General features: G+C 64.7%; 14 protein-coding genes. 9 read left to right on the top strand and 5 right to left on the bottom strand.

Annotated elements, in window-relative coordinates; translation table 11 throughout:
* The first annotated feature begins 43 nt into the window (after positions 1 to 43).
* On the top strand, positions 44 to 2,407 hold the full coding sequence (locus tag M1E07_RS02355; protein WP_461188698.1) for an FdhF/YdeP family oxidoreductase: 2,364 nt from the start codon (positions 44 to 46) through the stop codon (positions 2,405 to 2,407).
* Positions 2,408 to 2,508: 101 nt separating this feature from the next.
* Here M1E07_RS02355 and M1E07_RS02350 read toward each other — a convergent pair whose 3' ends face one another.
* Entirely contained in the window at positions 2,509 to 2,727 is a 219-nt protein-coding gene (locus M1E07_RS02350) for a hypothetical protein (RefSeq protein ID WP_461188697.1), read from the bottom strand.
* Between the two features lie 437 nt (positions 2,728 to 3,164).
* On the opposite strand from M1E07_RS02350, the gene M1E07_RS02345 reads away from it, so the two are divergent.
* The 4 genes from M1E07_RS02345 (at position 3,165) to M1E07_RS02330 (ending at position 6,369) form a co-directional block, all read left to right on the top strand.
* Complete coding sequence (locus M1E07_RS02345) at positions 3,165 to 3,935, top strand: hypothetical protein (RefSeq protein WP_461188696.1); 771 nt, start codon at positions 3,165 to 3,167, stop codon at positions 3,933 to 3,935.
* Between the two features lie 24 nt (positions 3,936 to 3,959).
* Complete coding sequence (locus tag M1E07_RS02340) at positions 3,960 to 4,661, top strand: sortase domain-containing protein (protein WP_461188695.1); 702 nt, start codon at positions 3,960 to 3,962, stop codon at positions 4,659 to 4,661.
* Between the two features lie 45 nt (positions 4,662 to 4,706).
* Entirely contained in the window at positions 4,707 to 5,348 is a 642-nt protein-coding gene (locus M1E07_RS02335) for a hypothetical protein (protein ID WP_461188694.1), read from the top strand.
* Between the two features lie 202 nt (positions 5,349 to 5,550).
* Positions 5,551 to 6,369, top strand: coding sequence for a hypothetical protein (locus M1E07_RS02330; protein ID WP_461188693.1), 819 nt, complete (start codon positions 5,551 to 5,553; stop codon positions 6,367 to 6,369).
* Positions 6,370 to 6,412: 43 nt separating this feature from the next.
* On the opposite strand, the gene M1E07_RS02325 is transcribed toward M1E07_RS02330, so the two are convergent.
* From M1E07_RS02325 to M1E07_RS02315, 3 genes are all read right to left on the bottom strand, one after another.
* Positions 6,413 to 8,500: a beta-galactosidase trimerization domain-containing protein gene (locus M1E07_RS02325; protein ID WP_461188692.1), complete on the bottom strand. Its 2,088-nt coding sequence runs from the start codon at positions 8,498 to 8,500 to the stop codon at positions 6,413 to 6,415.
* Between the two features lie 121 nt (positions 8,501 to 8,621).
* Complete coding sequence (locus tag M1E07_RS02320) at positions 8,622 to 9,062, bottom strand: VOC family protein (protein WP_461188691.1); 441 nt, start codon at positions 9,060 to 9,062, stop codon at positions 8,622 to 8,624.
* Between the two features lie 127 nt (positions 9,063 to 9,189).
* On the bottom strand, positions 9,190 to 10,368 hold the full coding sequence (locus M1E07_RS02315) for an ROK family protein (protein WP_461188690.1): 1,179 nt from the start codon (positions 10,366 to 10,368) through the stop codon (positions 9,190 to 9,192).
* Between the two features lie 132 nt (positions 10,369 to 10,500).
* On the opposite strand from M1E07_RS02315, the gene M1E07_RS02310 reads away from it, so the two are divergent.
* The 4 genes from M1E07_RS02310 to M1E07_RS02295 are packed head-to-tail and all read left to right on the top strand — an operon-like array spanning position 10,501 to position 15,428.
* Positions 10,501 to 11,778, top strand: a complete 1,278-nt coding sequence (locus M1E07_RS02310; protein WP_461188689.1) for an ABC transporter substrate-binding protein — start codon at positions 10,501 to 10,503, stop codon at positions 11,776 to 11,778.
* A gap of 37 nt (positions 11,779 to 11,815) precedes the next feature.
* The gene (locus M1E07_RS02305; protein ID WP_461188688.1) at positions 11,816 to 12,754 is read left to right on the top strand and encodes a carbohydrate ABC transporter permease; all 939 of its coding nucleotides are present in this window, start codon (positions 11,816 to 11,818) and stop codon (positions 12,752 to 12,754) included.
* Positions 12,751 to 13,641, top strand: coding sequence for a carbohydrate ABC transporter permease (locus M1E07_RS02300; protein WP_461188687.1), 891 nt, complete (start codon positions 12,751 to 12,753; stop codon positions 13,639 to 13,641). Before M1E07_RS02305 ends, M1E07_RS02300 begins: the two co-directional genes overlap by 4 nt.
* A gap of 59 nt (positions 13,642 to 13,700) precedes the next feature.
* Complete coding sequence (locus M1E07_RS02295; protein ID WP_461190465.1) at positions 13,701 to 15,428, top strand: glycoside hydrolase family 13 protein; 1,728 nt, start codon at positions 13,701 to 13,703, stop codon at positions 15,426 to 15,428.
* Between the two features lie 125 nt (positions 15,429 to 15,553).
* On the opposite strand, the gene M1E07_RS02290 is transcribed toward M1E07_RS02295, so the two are convergent.
* Positions 15,554 to 18,061 (bottom strand): GcvT family protein, encoded by a 2,508-nt coding sequence (locus tag M1E07_RS02290; RefSeq protein ID WP_461188686.1) that lies wholly within the window; start codon positions 18,059 to 18,061, stop codon positions 15,554 to 15,556.
* Positions 18,062 to 18,081 lie beyond the last annotated feature (20 nt).

Raw genomic sequence — 18,081 nt, 5'->3', positions numbered from 1 at the left:
CAACAGGACCGGTAGGACGTATGCCGGTAAGGAAGTTGGAACAATGAAGTTCGGTAAGCAGCCCGCCCCCGTCGCAGACATCAACGAGGACGACCTCGAAGTCCACAAGCCCAAGACCGAAGCGGCGGGCGTGAAGGCCGTGATGGTGGCCCTGGAACGTGCCGTCGCGCAGGCCGGGGTGACCCGCACCGCCCAGTCGCTGCTGCGGTTGAACCAGCGGGGCGGGTTCGACTGCCCGGGCTGCGCGTGGCCGGAATCGGACAAGAAGCGCAAGGCCGCCGAGTTCTGCGAGAACGGGGCCAAGGCGGTGGCCGAGGAGAACACCCTGCGGACCGTGGGCGCTGAGTTCTGGGCCAATCACTCCATCAAGGAGCTGTCGGAGAAGACGGAGTACTGGCTGGGCAACCAGGGCCGGCTGAGTGAACCGGTGGTGATCCGCGCCGGCGATACCCACTACTCCCCGATTTCCTGGGCGGAGGCCTTCGAGCTGATTGGTGAACACGTCCGGGCCACCACGGCTGACCGGTGCGTTTTCTACACCTCGGGCCGGACCGCGAACGAGACCGCGTTTATGTATCAGCTGTTCGCCCGGGCCCTGGGTACGAACAACCTGCCGGACTGTTCGAACATGTGCCATGAGTCCTCGGGCTCGGCGCTGAACCCCACCATCGGCATCGGCAAAGGGACAGTGTCCCTGGACGACATCCACGACTCTGAGCTGATCTTCGTCGTCGGGCAGAACCCCGGTACCAACCACCCCCGCATGCTGTCCGCGCTGAAGGAATGCAAGGACAAGGGCGGCAAGGTGGTGGCGGTCAATCCGCTGCCAGAGGCCGGGCTGTTCAACTTCAAGGACCCGCAGACCGTCTCCGGCGTCATCGGCGGCGGCACCCCGCTGGCCGATGAATACCTGCAGATCAAGGTCGGCGGGGACCTCGCCCTGTTCCAGGCCCTTGGCCACCTGCTCCTTGAAGAGGAAAAGCGGAACCCGGGAACCGTCGTCGACCATTCCTTCATCGCCGGCCAGACGGACGGGTTCGATGCCTACCGTGAAGCCCGCGCCGAGCTGGACTGGGCCGAAACGGAGAAAGCCACCGGGCTGTCCCGGGAACAAATCGAGACCGTGGCCGGGATGCTGATCCGCTCCAAGGCCACCATCTTCTGCTGGGCGCTGGGCGTGACGCAGCAGCCGCACTCGGTGGACACCATCAAGGAAATGGTTAACGTCCTGCTGCTGCAGGGCAACTTCGGCAAGCCCGGCGCCGGCGCCTGCCCGGTCCGCGGGCACTCCAACGTCCAGGGCGACCGGACCATGGGCATCTGGGAAAAACCCAAGGAATGGCTCCTGGACGCGTTGGACGGCGAGTTCGGGATCACTTCTCCGCGGCACCACGGCTACGACGCCGTCGAAGCCATGGAAGCGTTCGAACGCGACGAGGTGGACGTGTTCGTCTCGATGGGCGGCAACTTCTCCCTCGCCTGCTCGGACACCGAAACCCTCGAAGCCGGGATGCAGCGGATCGGCCTGACCGTGCACATCTCCACCAAACCCAACCGCTCGCACATTGTGCACGGCCGCACCTCGCTGATCCTGCCCACACTGGGCAGGACCGACAAGGACGACAAGCACCCCAAGGGCGCCCAGTTCCTGTCCGTGGAAGACTCCATGTCCGTGGTCCACTCCACCCAGGGCAGGCTGACCCCGGTCTCCGAACACCTGCTCGCCGAGCCCGTGATCGTGGCCCGGATGGCCGAGGCGACCTTCGGCCCGGACCACTCCGTGGACTGGAAAGCCATGGCCGAGGACTACGACGTGATCCGCGACCACATCGCCCGCGTCCTGCCCGGCTTCGAGGACTTCAACACCAGGGTCCGGACCAAAAACGGCTTCGTCCTGCCCAACCCGCCGCGCGACACCCGCTCCTTCAAAACCGACATCGGCCGCGGCCGCTTCACCGTAAGCCCCCTGGAATACCTCACCCCGCCGGCCGGGCACCTGGTGCTGCAGACCATCCGCAGCCACGACCAGTACAACACCACCTACTACGGCCTGGACGACCGCTACCGCGGCATCTCCGGCGGCCGCCGCGTCATCCTCATCCATCCCGAAGACCTGACAGAACTGGGCTTCCAGGACCGGGATCTCGTGGACGTGGTCAGCACCTTCCGCGGCCACGACCGGCAGGCGGACAAGTTCCGCCTCGTCGCCTACCCCACCGCCAAGGGCTGCGCCGCCGCCTACTTCCCCGAAGCCAACGCCCTCGTCCACAAAGAAAATGTGGCGCGGGAATCCAACACCCCGGGCTTCAAGGCAATGTTCGTCCGATTTGTCCCGCACCCCGCCGAAACCGCAGAGGCAACCCCGGTGGTTGAGCCTGTCGAAACCCCGGTGCCGCTTCCATCGTGAGGTAGCGGGCCCTAAGGCTTGAGGCGGAAACGGTGGTTAAGTTTGTCGGGTTTCGACAAACTTAACCACCGTTTGGCCATCCCGCTGTATTTTCCGTTCGCCTATACCGGGTTGTTTCCGTCAGGCTGGGCCTCCGGATCCAGGTCTTTGCCGTAGCCGGTGGCCGAAGCAAGCCCTCCCACCTGTTGTCCAGCATTGGTTTGTCCTGGCGTGAAACCGCTCTCCGGTACGCCTTGGTGTTCTCCCCCGGAGTCCGGTGCCACATCCTGCCGCAGATGCTCGTCCTCAGGAACGTTCTTGGAAACCTCTTCATCAGCCATCCCAACAGCCAAGCATCACTACCCGGTTGCGGCAAGAGTCAAGGCGCCGGGGGTGGCAAGAACGGCGCCTGAACCTGCCGGTTTCCGGCTAGCGCAACGGGCACCATCAGCACCCCGGACGGCGGCTATCGACGCGTCTCCGCAGAGGGCGACAACACAATCCGTAGCCGCCATTCGCGGAAGGGCCGGCTACCAGTACCAGGCCGATTGCCGGGCCCACGACTGGCAGCAAACAAAACGTCCAGGCACATTGCTTAGTTACGCCTTCGACATGTTGCTGGGTGCGGGGTGTCAGCTCCGGCGCTAAGAGTTCTTCCCAACGCTTTGTGGCCGCGGCCACATCCGCACCCATCCTTCCTGTGTCCTGCCCCGAAGTACTGGTATCCCCGGCCTCGGGGCGCCAACATCACATGCACGTGGATGAGGAGCTTTTCCCTATGAATAAGACACTTCGCTTTATGGCAGTCCCCACTCTGGCTTTGGCCGCCCTGGCTCTTTCCGGGTCCCCCGCTATGGCCCATGACGGTGCCGATCACTACCAGTCCACGCTGAGCCAGCTCAACGGCAGCGCCGGCTCGGGAACCATCACCGTTGATGTCACCGGCAATCAGGCCCACGTCGTACTGAACGTTTCGGGCATGCCCGCGACCTTCATGGACGCCCCGTACCCGCACGTCCAGCACATCCATGGCGGTGCCCAGGGCGTCTGCCCGGACCCGTCCGCCGATAAGGATGGCGACCAGGTCATTTCCACCACTGAAGGCGCGCCGTCCTATGGCGGAATCGTCACCACTCTCTCCACCAGCGGCGACACCAGCGCCGCAGCCGGCCTTGACCTCAAGGTCGCGGGCCAGGGAGCTGCCTACACCGTTGACCGGACGTTCGAATTGAACGCCGAGACCAAGGCCGCGCTCGAAGCCGGTACCGCAGTGGTGGTGGTTCATGGCCTTGACCCCGCCACGCTCAGCGCGGCCGGCCAGGCTGCCAAGTCCGACCTCGTCCCCGAACTTCCGTTGGCCGCCACCTCCCCCGCCCTGTGCGGGACTTTGACGGCCGGTCAGATGCAGATGCCCGCAGGCGGCGCTGACACCGGCATCACCGCCGAAACCGGTACCGACACCGGAGCCCTCACCGTCGGCAGTGGCCTGGCCCTGATCGCCCTCGCCGGCGGCGCCTACGTCGTCCGTCGCCGCAACGCAGCGGCGTAAGCACGGGCTGACCGGATCAGTACTGTGACAACCAGGAATCCCGGCCGCCGTGGAGGTCTCGGTGCCCCCACGGCGGCCGGGGTTCTGCTCGCGCTGACCTTGGCCGGCTGCGCCGGTGGAGCCGCCACCACTCCCGACGCCGGCTCCCCGCCTTCCACCTCGTCATCGATGGCGTCCAGCGCTCCGGCGGCTCCGTCCCCGGCTGTGGCCGCCACACCGCCGGCTGCCCCAGTAGCTGCCCCGCCCGGACAGCAGCTTCCACCGGTGATGGTCGCTTCAGATCCGGTCACCCTGAGCATTCCCTCGATCGGGGTCCGGACGGACCTTCTGCGCCTCGGACTGAGGGAGAACGGCTCCTTGGAAGTCCCGGAAGACACCGGGAACGGCACACCTGCCAGCTGGTACAACGGCTCCCCCACCCCGGGCGAACGCGGACCCTCCGTCATGCTCGGCCACGTCAATGCCTTGGGCGGCAACAAGGGCGTATTCGCGGACCTGCGGAAACTCACTCCCGGTGCTGAAATCAGCGTTTCCCGCACCGACGGCAGCACCGCCGTGTTTACCGTTGACCGCGGCGCCCTCTACAGCAAGAACGAATTCCCCACCCTCGAGGTCTACGGAAACACGGACGGATCCGAGCTGCGGTTGATCACCTGCGACGGCTACGACCCCGCTACCGGGCTCTTCGACGACAACTACGTCATCTACGCCAAACTCAAAGCCTGACAACGGCCGCCAGCAAAAGTACGGCGGCCAGAACAAGGAAGAGCCATGAAACAGCACAAGCCCTTGCTGGCCACCCTGGCCCTGTCCGCCCTGCTGCTGTCCGGTTGTGCAGAAGCAGCCAGTTCCGTGTCCACACCGTCAGACGCTTCGACACCGTCCCCGCCGGTAGCTTCGTCCGAGGCCGGGCCCACCGGCAGCCAGGACGGCGGGCATCACGGTCAGGGATCGGCCTCGCACGGTGCGACAGCGGACGGGCCCAGCGACGCTGCCCTGATGGTCTGCGGCGAACAGCCGATGGACAGACTTACCTCCATTCTGGAACTGGACTCCGACCCGCACACCATCAATGACTGGGCCGACAACACCTTCACCTGCACCTACCACCTGGTCGAAGGGGACCTGGAAATCTCCGTTCAGGAAGCCACGGACAAGGCATCTGCATTGAAATATTTTGATGCGATGCAGGCCCTCGCGAAGGACGCCACACCTATCGAAGGACTCGCCAACCTCGGCTTCCCGGCCTACGAAACCGCAGGCGGCTCGGCAGTGTTTCAGAAGGACAGCTTCGTGCTGCAGGTGGACGCCACCGAACTGCCCGGCACAGTCGGACCGGACAGCATCACCAGGAACGCCCTGGCCTACCAGCTTTCCACCACCATCCTCGCCTGCTGGATCGAACACCCCTGACACATGCGACATGGTTGACCAGCTTGAAAGCACGGTGTGGGCATAGCTTCGCTGCGGGTCATTGATCACAATCTGATGCCCCGCGTGCAGGTCGATGGGGGCGACGGCGGTGCCTGGCTTGGGATCCGCGAACGGATCCTCCAGCGGAGACTGGTAACGTTATCTATTCGTAACAATCCCTGACTGAATTGTGTGTGACGATATGCCTGCGAATCCCGAAACCGAAGACAAGCCAAAACAATTCCTCGGATTAAGCGGCACCCAGACCATTGGCTCGGCTTTGGCCGCTGTGACCTCTGCCCTCGTGGGGTCCTTTCTGGGCGTTGCCGGAACACTTATCGGCGCCGCCCTCGGCTCTATAGTCGCCACAGTGGGCGCCGCTCTGTATGCCCGAACACTTAGTTCGGCGGCCACCGTGGCACTCACGAAGATTCCTCAGCGACGCCGCCAGAGCCTGCGTGCTGACGACGGCCGCTTGCTGGCCGCCGGCGCTGTGGCCGGGAGCGACAAACCTCAAGCCAAATTTGCGGGCAGGCGGCTCACCCCCAAGACCTGGATCAAGGTCGGGGCAGTCAGCGCTGCCGCCTTCGTTCTCGCGATGGTCGGTCTCACTGCAGTCGAGTTCGGAACCAATCAGCCCATCTCCAGCCTTGTCTCGGCGACGTCGAGCATCGATGACGGTGCGGCCGGGCACACGACGACGCTCGGCAAGGCATTGAGCGGCACTCCGACTGGCACCGGCGAGCCAGACCAATCGACTGAGGACCTGGGCCAAGTGCCTGGGCAAGTCGAGGAAGGCCCTAACGAAGAAGATGGCCTGACTACCAACGGCAGCCTCGGTGGCGGGGACAACGGTTCGACCGGAACTGAAGAGCCGGGAGCGAACGAATTGAACGACACCATGCCTGCGGACCTCGCCCCCGAAATCGAACAGAGCCTGGAGCCCGCCCCCGAGACCGGACAGGCTTCGGAGCCGGAGGTCTTCTCGAATCCGGAATCAACCGAGCAGCCCACACCGTGAGGCCAGGGATACGGATGTCCGCCGATGGCGGGGTTGGCTCGCGCTAGGTAACTGCGATGCGTGCCAGCAGGAGCGCATCCACAGTCACGTCGAAGACGGCGCGGCCGTCCTCGTGAGTGAAGGGTATCTCCACCGGACCCGAGTCTCCCGGCTCGGTAATGGTGACCCGCCGCGGCATCTTCCCGCCGCACGGGATGGCGGCCTTGAAACTGGCGCTCTGCCCTTTGAACCCGCCAGTGTCGAGGCCGTCGATGTTGGCAAAGAGGACATCCAGCCGGTGCTCCGTGCGCTGCCGCAGATCGATGACCACACCCGGTGACGCATTGGTGACAATGGTGCGCCCGGTCGCTTCCAAGATCCCTGCCAGCGCGGTCGCGACTGCGGCATCGGTGCTCTTGTAGTACTTCTGCCCCACCTTGTCGGTCACCAGCATCACTGCACCGCGGCCGTGGGACGTGCGCGACCAGTCGGCGCCCGAGCTGATGCCCAGCGCTTCCAAAAGCGCCGGCTTCGCACGCAGCGCCCCATTCTCGTCGTAGATGCCGGCATCGGCGCCACTGGTGATCAGCAGCGTGCCGCCAGCCTCGACATAGCTCTTCAGGCTGGCGATCTCTCCATCCGACAGCGCCGCCGGCCGCGGCACCACCACCACCGGGTAGGGCGCAAGCCGCGCCGCCGACAAGTGCGGCGTGGTGACGACGTCGTACGGTGCGTGCGCGTGGATGAGGGCCTTGCACATGCCGCGGTACTCGGCAAGGTAGGGCAGTGATTTTGCTGAGTCCCTCGGCGTGGCCGCCCACCAGAGCTCATCAGCCGGGTTGGTGCTGGTGTAGAGCCCCGCGCCGGCGTTCTGGTCGACAAAATCGCGGCTCACGCTGGAGAAGACCACCGCCACCGGGTTGGCGCTCCCGCCGGCCCAGATGTCATTGTTATCCTCGAGCCAGCCATACATCTCGCCGCGCCACGCGTCGCCGACCGTGCGGCTAAGGAGCGGGATCTGGCTCTCGTAGGGCCGCAGCCCACCGGCGATGGCGACGGCCATAACCCGCTCGGCGTCGTCCGTCTGCTTGCCGTAGGTGATGGCCCAGCTCGGGTTCTTGCCAGCGCAGCCACGACCGTGGCGCATCATGATCGCCATCGAGATCCAATCATCGGCGGTCGCCTCGCGCATACCGGTCCCGGCGCTGGCGCCGCTGACCTCCCACACGCGCAGCACCTCGCCGTCGTCGTGGCTGGCGCCGTCGTGACCTTGCACCGTGGCGTTGCTGTAGTCCATGGTGACGGTTTCGACAATGAGCTGGAAGTCGGGCCGTACCGTGCGCGCGCCGGCGAACACCGCCTGTTCGAACTCATGGGTGACGCCGTGGCGCCACGCCACCCAGCGGCGAAACACCGGGCTGTTCCAATCCTCGTTGGCGGGTTGCTCGAGCCCGGTCTCGGCAAGGAACTTGGCAGCGCAGGTCGCGTTGGTGCAGGGCCATACGCCGACAATATCCGAGAGCGCCAGCGCGTCGCCCCACAAGCCGTCGAGCGTGGTCTGCGCCAGCCGCTTCACCCTGTTGATGAAGTAGTCGCGGTAGTCGGAGGTGGGGCAGAGCCAGGCGCTCTCGGTCCCCTCCGCCACCCAGAACACGCGTCCCCCGCCGACGAACTGGTTCGCTTTCCCGTCGATGCCGCGCTGCACCCAGTCCGGGTGGTCCTTCCACATGCTGTTTTGCTTGTTCGGTGCGTTCTCGGTGAGCACCTCCAGCATCGGGTAGTAGGCGACCGCCTTCATGCCACGCTGGTGGCATTTCTTCGCCACTGCGTCGATATAGATCGCGTTCTCCTCGAAATCCGCGTCGGTCATGTAGAAGGAGAGGGCTGAATCGATCACCACCACGCTCACGTGCGCGGCCGCCAGCACATCCAGGCGCGCGTCAACGGCCCGATCAGCTGGAGAGGTCTCGATCCCCGCGGCGCGCGCGTCCGAGGTCCAATTAAGCTCCGCCGGGGGCGGCTCAACGATCAGCGGGAGCTGGCCGCCGGGTTTGTTGAGGTCACATCCAGCGACGACGAAGACGACGGCAGTGCCAAGCGTGCCAGCCATGAATTTACGTCTGGTCACCTGCCTAGCACGCTTAGTTGCCATGCACTGAGCCTAACGTCCAAGTCAAGCGTCGCTACTACCGCATGTTTGGCTGAGGGGTCCACTTGCGCATGCGTAGGTGAAGCACAGCGGGCAAAGGTACAACCGGCGCCCGGGCAGCTGCTTAGCCGATCCGCTCGGCCAGGGCCACGATGATTCCTTCCGGTCCGCGCACGTAGGCCATGCGCCAGATCTGCTCGTACTGACCCACGCCGCCAATCAGGCCGTAGCCGTCCTCGGCCAGCCGTTCGACGGCTGCTTGAAGATCGTCCACCTCGAACGCCACATTGCGAAGTCCCAGTTCCGTGGACATTGCGGCCGGGGACCCGGGCTCGTGGTCGGGCCGGCTAAAGGTTGACAGTTCCAGGCCTGCGCCTCCATCAGGCGGCCGCAGCATGACGATCTCGCTGCGGGAGCCGGGGATGCCAATCACGGTGTCCACGAACTCGCCCTCCATAAACATCCGGCCCTCGACCTCGAGACCCAGCCCAACGAAGAACGCCGTTGCCCTGTCAAGGTCCGAAACAGTGATGCCGACGTGGTCAAAGCGTCGCACATGCGCCATGAGGTGCAGCCTCCAGTTCTCGTTGAGGACGCCTTCGTCGACGCCCGCGTGCGCAGGGCCAGCCTGGAAACTGCCCGCCCGAATGGGTTAGCGGTCCTCAGCCTACCCCTCCCGCAAGGTGCCCGGTTTAGATTGCTGAATCAGGTTCGCGTGCTCTTGGAAGGAACGCGCCGGGTTCGCGGCTGATCCGGGTGAGTGCCGACTCGATAGCGCCCTTGACCACAACCTCCGCTCCGAGTGTGCTTGCCACGAGGTCCGGGACAGGAGGCTCGAATTCGGTCCGAAGAAGGGTGCGTGCATGTTCCAGGACTGGTTCGATGGCACGTGATATCCCGCCTGCGATGACTACACGCTCAATGTCGAGGAGGCTGGAGAGCACCACCGCGATGCGCGCCAGCCGGGCGCCGAGCCGGGCGATGATGTCCCGTGCAAACGGGTCTCCGTCGCGGGCCGCCTGGAATACATCCTCGGCTTTGATGTCGCCCTCCGGTATTCCCTGCAGCCCCGTGTCTCCGTCGAGTGCGTGAATGCCGGAGCGTGCCCATTTCCGCGCAAGCGCCCCGAACCCATCAGCGCTGCCCTCGTCGGGCACGGACTTGGTGTCGGCCAATGTGCCGAGGAACCGCATCTCACCGGCGCCTCCCCGCGGCCCCCGCAGCAAGTGCCCGTCGACGATGAGGCCGGCTCCCAGGCGCTCGCCCGTCAGCAAGGTGGCGAGGTTCGCTAATGGCTCGTGCGCGAGTTCGGCAATAGCGGCGAGATTGGCGTCATTCTCGACGATGACAGTGCCATCAAGCTGCGAGGCGAATCCGGAGTTCATCAGTTGCCAGAAATCGGCTCCGTCAGGAGATGCGCCGGTCGCGTCGATGGGCGCGGGTACGCCGACGACCGTGAGCAGAACGTCATCGACGGCGCGGCCGACGTCGGCGAGGGTCAGACGGATAAGCTCCCGCGCCGCCTCGACGCGACCGGCGCGCCGCAGTGCGTGCGAATCCACGCTCTTCCGGCGCATACCAAGCTCGCGGCCGCGCAGGTCCGCCACGATAGTTGTGAAGTAGCCCTCCCCGGCGTCCAGCCCGACAACCACACCGGCAGCCTCGCGCAATTGGTAGCGCCGCGCTGGCCGGCCTTTGTTGGGGCGATCGGTGGCGCTCCCGTCCTCGACCTCTTCGAGCCAGCCGGCGTTGACCAGTCCGTCGCAGACGCCGAGCACGGTGGCGCGGGTCAGTTGGGTGACGTCCATTGCCTCTCCAGCTGTAAACACTCGTTCCTGCAGAGCGAAGCGCAGCAGTGCATCAGAGTTCATGCGCCTCAACAGCTGGGTGGAGCTCGCCGTAGTCCCGTTCATCCCTTGACGATATCCGCAATCTCGTTCATGCTCATATAGGACATAAATATAAGATCCAAATAAACTTCATGTGAGACACCTTAGGAGCCGATGTTGCCACCTTTGACGTCCGCCGGGACGCGATTTTCCCGGCGCACTTTCCTAGCCGCTGCCGGCGGCGCGGCAGCGGCTTTCGGTTTGGCGGGATGCGCCCCGGCGAATGCCCGGTCAACCATCAATTTCCACCAGTCGAAACCGGAAGCCGTTCCTTACTTCCGTGATCTCGCGGGGAAGTTCACCGCGTCGCAGGACCGGTTCCGCATTTTGCATGACATGGCCACGAATCTTTCGGCCAGTTTCGTGCGAAGCAGTCCCCCGGATCTTGGCTGCCTCAACTACAACCTTGAGATGGCCCGGTTCATGGAACGGGGCGCACTCTCGGACCTTTCCGATCTGCGCGAAGCCGGCCGCGTCCGGGACGACGTGCTCGACCTGACCAACTGGTATCCCACCTACCAAGGCCGTACGAGCGTCATCCCTTACTCAATTACGGCGGCATCGGTGATTTACAACCGGCGCATCTTCGAGGCGAACGGGCTGGCCGTCCCCACCACGTGGGATGAGCTGATCGAGGTGTGTGAGGTGCTCAAGGCAGCCGGCACAACTCCGATCTACGGCACCTTCCGCGACCCCTGGACCATCGCGCAGGGCCTGTTCGACTACACGGTGGGCGGGATGGTGGACGTGCGCGCCTTTTACAAAGCGATGCACGAAATCGGCGAGACGGTGGGACCAGACTCCGAAGTCTCGTTCCAGAGAACGATGCTGGAACCAATGAAGCGCATGGTCCAGCTGACGGAATACATCAATCCGGACGCGTCCAGCCGCGGCTACGGAGACGGCAACACTGCCATGGCGCAGGGCCAGGCGGCCATGTACTTTCAGGGGCCGTGGGCCTTCGGAGAGATCGAAAAGGCCGGCACGGATATAGACCTCGGCACCTTCCCGCTGCCGATGACGGACGATCCCGCCGACCTCAAAGTACGCGTCAACATCGATCTCTCGCTCTGGGTTCCCGAGGTCGCGAACGGACAAGAGGGGGCCCGCGCCTTCCTTCAGTACCTCCTGCAGCCGGAGATCCAGAACTCCTACAACGCCAAGTTCCTGGGATTCGGCTCGGGCAAGGACGCACCCGCGGTCACAGACCCCCGGATCGCCGAGATGCAGAAGTACTACGACGAGGGCCGCTTCTACATGGGCGCCTCACAGTTCATCCCGAACTCGATACCAGCGGCCAACTACTTTCAGTCGATCATCGGCGGTGCCGACGCCGAGAGCACGCTGCGCCGGATCGACGCAGACTGGGCGCGCCTGGCTTTCCGCGCGTAATCACACTTCCGATCTAATGCACGAATAAGGATCAACCATGTCATCAATGACGAAACCCGCCACCAAAGAGGCGGTGACCACCGGAGCAGCCACACGAGCGCCAAGCGCGAGCAAGAGCCGCATCGATCCGCTCTACTACTTCTTCCTCCTCCCCTCGCTGGCCATCTTCACGCTCGCCGTCACGCTGCCTGCAGTGCTCGGATTCGTGTACAGCTTCACAAACTCCGTTGGCTTCGGTGAGTTCGAGTTCATCGGCATCCGAAACTACATCGCGGTCTTCCGGGACGAAGGAATCCTCGGCGCCTACGGCTTCACGCTCGCCTTCTCACTGGTCACGGTCATCGTGGTGAACGCCGTGGCCTTCCTGCTGGCTCTGGGCCTCACGTCCCGCGTTCGATTCCGGGCCGCGCTGCGCACCGTGTTCGTCATCCCAATGGTGATCTCCGGCATCGTCATCGCATTCGTGTTCCAGTACCTCTTTTCGAACTCGCTGCCGCTGCTAAGCCAGAAAATCGGATTCGAACCGCTCTCCACGAGCATCCTCGCCAACCCCGACCTCGCATGGCTGTCCATTGTGTTCGTGACGGCATGGCAGTCGATTCCGAGCGCGATGCTGATCTACATCGCAGGCCTCCTCACAGTTCCCCCCGAGGTCTATGAGGCGAGCTCCATCGACGGGGCAAGGCCCTGGCAGAACCTGCGGCATATCACGCTGCCGCTCGTAGCCGGGTATGCCGTGATCAATACTGTCCTCGGCTTCAAGAACTACCTCAACGCCTACGACATCATCGTCGGCCTCACCGACGGCGGTCCCGGGGTTTCCACACGGAGCGTCGCGATGTCGATCTTCCGCGGCTTCGAAGGCGGCGACTACGCCTACCAGATGGCCAACGCCGTCATCTTCTTCCTGATCAGCATTGTCATCGCACTCATCCAGCTTCGCTTCACACGTGGCAAAGGAGGGATCGCAGCATGAGCAGCGCACCCAGCACAATCCCCGCAGGATCCACGGCGGCCGGAAGGAAGCACCGGGTCCGCGCCGGCCAGGAACGCACCAACTGGACCGCAACAGTTGTCCTTATCGTTTGCACGCTCTGTGTGCTCGTCCCGCTTTACGTCACGATCAGCATGGCATTCAAAACCACCGGCCAGGCGGTGGACGGCAACGCCTTCTCACTGCCGAGCCCCCTGACCTTCGATGGCTTTGCCCAGGCATGGACACTCACGAACTTCCCCCGTGGCTTCGCGATCTCCGTGTTCGTGTCCGTGATCGCCGTTGCGGGAGAGATCATCGTGTCCGCGCTGGCAGCCTACGCGATCGTCCGCAACTGGGACCGCCGGCTCTTCCGCTGGTCGTTCTTTTACCTGCTCGCCGCGATGTTCATCCCGTTCCCCGTGGTGGCGCTGCCGCAGATCCAGCTCACCGGACAGTTCGGACTCGACAACCCGCTCGGCGTCGCAATCCTGCATATCGTGTTCGCGCTGGCGTTCAATACGATGCTGTTTACCGCCTTCCTCCGCTCCATCCCGCTCGAGTTGGAGGAAAGCATGCGCATGGACGGCGCCGGAACGTGGCAGGTGTTCTGGAAGCTCATCTTCCCCTTGCTCGGGCCGATGAGCGCCACGGTGGGCATCTTCGCCTTCATCGCCTCGTGGAACGACTTCATGATGCCGTCACTCATCATCTCCGATCCGGAGCTGCAGACCATCCCGGTGCTGCAAAAGATGTTCCAGACACAGTTCAGCAACAGCTACAACATCGCCTTTGCCTCCTACCTCATGGCGATGGCACCGGCAATTGTGGTCTACCTCTTCACCCAGCGCTGGGTGATGTCCGGCCTCACACAGGGCGCCGTCAAATAACTCCCCACCCGGGACGCCGATCACCAAGCCGATCACCAAGAAAAGGAATGGAACTTATCTTGTCCACCACCGCCACCCAGGCAAACCGCACCGACGCAGATCCCATGGCCGGCCCCAACTGGTGGCGCCAGGCCTCGGTTTACCAGATCTACCCCCGCAGCTTCTCCGACTCCAACGGCGACGGCCTCGGCGACATCAACGGCATCACCGCCAAGGTCCCCTACCTGAAGCAACTGGGGATCGACGCCGTCTGGCTCAGCCCCTTCTACCCCTCCGCCCTCGCCGACGGCGGCTACGACGTGGACGATTACCGCAACGTGGACCCGCGGCTTGGCACCCTTGAGGACTTCAACGCGATGGCTTCCGCGCTCCACTCCGCCGGCATCAAGCTGATCGTGGATATTGTGCCCAACCACTCCTCGGACCGCCACGAATGGTTCCAGGAAGCACTCGCCTCGCCCAGGGGCTCCGCCGCGCGCGACCGCTACATCTTCCGCGACGGACTGGGCGAAAAAGGTGAGCTGCCGCCGTCGGACTGGGATTCCGTGTTCGGCGGCCCCGCGTGGGAACGCATCACAGAACCCGACGGCACCCCGGGGCAGTGGTACATGCACATCTTCGCCAAGGAACAGCCCGACTTCAACTGGGACAACCCCGAGGTTCGCGAAGACTTCCTGAAAACGTTGCGCTTCTGGTCCGACCGCGGCGTGGACGGTTTCCGCATCGACGTCGCCCACGCCCTGACGAAGAACCTCGAAGACACCCTGCCCACCAAGGCCGACCTCGAGGCCAAAGGCGAGAGCCTTTACCTTGAAGGCGCGCATCCATACTGGGACCGCAACGAAGTCCACGAGATCTACGCCGAGTGGCGCAAGCTCTTCAACGAATACAACCCGCCGCGCACCGCGGTCGCCGAAGCCTGGGTACACACGGACCGCCGGGCCCGCTACGCCAGCCCGGAGGGACTGGGCCAGGCCTTCAACTTCGACCTTCTGCAGGCCGACTTCGACGCCGCCCAGTTCCGGAAAATCATCACCAAGAACCTCGCCGAGGCTGAAGGCTCCGGCGCTTCCTCCACCTGGGTGTTCTCCAACCATGACGTCGTCAGGCACGCCACCCGCTATGGGCTGCCCGTGTCCGGGCCTTCGTCCGACGGTGAGATCATGGCCGGGCAGGCGGGCAAGAAGTGGCTGCTCGACGGCGGCAGGCAGGAAGACGTCGACGTCGAACTCGGCCTCCGCCGCGCCCGCGCCGCATCATTGCTGATGTTCGCCCTGCCTGGCTCCGCGTACCTGTACCAGGGCGAGGAACTGGGCCTGCAGGAGGTTGGCAACGAAATTCCGGACTCCGAGCGCCAGGACCCGGCCTTCTTCCGCAATAAGGGTGTGGAAATCGGCCGCGACGGCTGCCGTGTCCCGCTGCCCTGGACCGCGGAAGGCCCGTCCTTCGGTTTCGGTGCCGGCTCGGCGCACCTTCCGCAACCGTCCTGGTTCGGCGGGGTATCGGTTCAGGCCCAGGAGGACGCCCCGGACTCCACCTTGTCGCTCTACCGCGGCGCGCTGGGCCTGCGCCGCAACCTGCAGTCAGCAGAGTCCCTGGAGTGGCTCGACGACGTTTCGCAGGGTGACGTACTCGCTTTCGCCCGCCCGGACGGCTGGGTCAACGTGACCAATTTCGGGAACGGGCCAGTCGCGCTGCCTGCCGGTGAAGTGCTGATTTCCAGTGCCCCGCTGACCGACGGCACCCTGCCCGCCGCCACGACCGTCTGGCTGCGCAACAGCAACTGACAGACTGCAACGGACTGCCGCCGCGTCAAGACGACGGCCCGCCCGGGCCATTCGTTCCGCGAGATGACACTTAATAGCAATGCCCGACGCCGGGACTGCTGTTAAGTGCCATCTCGCGGTTCAAGCTAGCCGCGGAGGCGCTCCATGCCCGGATCGAAGAGCGGCTCGGCCGTGACCGTGGCGGCGATACGCTTGCCGAAGTACTCGACTTCCACGGCGTCGCCTTCAGAAACCGAAGCCGGCAGCCAGGCGTAGGCGATCGGCTTGCGCACCGAGTATCCGTAGGCGGCACTCGTGATGTAACCGGCTGCCGAACCGTTCACGTACACCGGTTCCTTGCCCAGCACGAGGGATGTGCCGTCGTCGACCGTCAGGCACCGCAGTGCCCGGGTGGCCGGCTGCTCCTTGCGTTCAGCGAGAGCCTCGGCGCCCACAAAACCGGTCTTGTCCTTGGCGATGGAGAAGCCCAGTCCGGATTCGTAGGGGTGGTGCTCGGACGTCATGTCAGTGCCCCACAGCCGGTAGCCCTTCTCCAGCCGCATGCTGTTGAATGCCCCGCGTCCGGCGGCAATGATGCCGTGCTCCTGGCCCGCCTCGAACAGCAGGTCCCACAGCTTCAGGCCGTACTCGGCGGTGGTGTAGAGCTCCCAGCCGAGTTCGCCCACGTAGGAGAGCCGCATGGCCGTGACCGGGATGCCGCCCACCGAGATTTCCTTGGTGCGGAAGTACTTCAGGCCGTCGTTGGTGAGGTCGTCGGAGCTGACCTTGCCGATCACTTCGCGCGCCAGCGGCCCCCACAGCCCGATGCAGCAGGTGCTGCCGGTGATGTCGGAGACATGCACCCACTGGGCGGGATCGGCAGCCGACTGCTTCCGGGCTTCCACCCGCAGGTAATCGAGGTCCACGTTGCTGTTAACGCCCAGCTGGAAGTCTTCCTCCGCGAGCCGTGCGACGGTGACGTCACTGCGGATGCCGCCGTCGTGCTCCAGCAGCAGGCAGTACGTCACGGCACCCGGCTTCTTGGCAATGTTGCCTGTGCTGAGCCGGTGCAGCAGCGCCTGCGCGCCCGGGCCCACCACGGACAGCCGCTTCAGCGGCGTCATGTCGAAGAGTCCGACGGCGGTACGCGTCTTCCACGCCTCGGCCGCCGAGATGGGGGACGAGTACAGGGCGGACCAGGCATCCCGCTCCGGCGTCTGCCACTCCTCCGGCAGCTCCTCGAGCAGGCCGCGGTTGGCCTCGAACCAGTGCGGCCGCTCCCAGCCAGCGGACTCCAGGAAGAACGCCCCCAGCTCCTTCTGCCGCACGTTGAACGGGCTGACTCGCAGGTCCCGCGGGGATTCCCGGGGCTGCAGCGGGTGCATCACGTCGTAGATTTCCACGAAGTTCTGCTGGGACGTCTCACTGACATAGGCGTCGGAGGTCTGCACCTTTTCGAAGCGGGTGAGCTCGCAGCCGTGCAGGTCCGTGCGTGACCGGCCTTCCACCAGCAGCTCCGCCATTGCCTTGGCCACGCCGGCCGAGTGCGTTACCCAGACGGCCTCGGCCACGAAGAGGCCGTCGAGCTCGGGCGCCTCGCCCATGAGCGGGCCGCCGTCGGGGGTGAAGGAGAAGATGCCGTTGAAGCCGTCCTGGATCGCGGAGTTGCGCAGCGCCGGCAGCAGGTCCTGGCAGTCCTCCCAGGCGGGGGCGAAATCCTCCAGCGTGAAATCGAGGCGGGACGGCATATGGTGGTCTGACATCTCCGCTGCGGAGACCTTCGGCAGGGCGGACATGTCCACGGGCATGGGCTTGTGCGCGTAGCTGCCGATGCCGATCCGGTTGCCGTGTTCGCGGAAGTACAGGTCCCGGTCCTGGTAGCGCAGGATGGGCTTGCTGGCACCGTTGGGCAGTTCGTTGACTCCCCGCAGCTCGTCCAAGGGGGTGGTTTTGACGTACTGGTGGGCCAGCGGCAGCAGCGGCACCTCCAGACCCACCATCTTGCCCAGTTCACGGCCCCAGAAACCTGCACAGGAGACCACGATGTCTGCCGGGATCAGTCCGTTGTCGGTTTCGACGCCGGTCACCTTGCCGCCCTCCTGGGCGATGCCGGTCACCGTGGTGGAGCCGACGAAGGTCACGCCGCGCTCGCTTGAGCGCTCCATCAGCAGCTGCACCGCGCGGGCGGCCAGGGCCAGGCCGTCCGTGGGGATGAGCAGGCCGCCCAGGACTTCACGGCCGCCGGTGAGCTTGCCGGTGTTCAGGAGGGGGTAGATCTTTTCGCATTCGTCGGCGTCGACGATCCGGCTTTCGACGCCCCAGGAGGTCATCACGCCCATCTTGCGGTGGAGGTCGGCCAGCCGTTCGGGTGTGGTTGCCAGCTCCAGGCCGCCCACCTGTTCAAAACAGGACTGGCCGTCCTTGCTCAGGGCGAGCAGCTTGTTCACCGTGTAGGTGGCGAATTCGGTCATGGTCCGCGACTGGTTGTTCTGGAACACCAGGCCCGGCGCGTGCGACGTGGAGCCGCCGGCAAGTTCCAGCGGGCCCTGTTCCACCACCGTGATGTTGGTCCAGCCCCGGGTGGCGAGTTCGTCGGCAAGGTTGGTTCCGACGATGCCGGCGCCGATGATGACAACGCGTGGTGATGAGCTCATGGGTGTTGTTTCTCCTGTTG

This window comes from Arthrobacter sp. Z4-13, from assembly GCF_054792705.1.
Note: the sequence above shows the minus strand (reverse complement) of the source record. Positions and strands in the feature narration are given on the sequence as shown.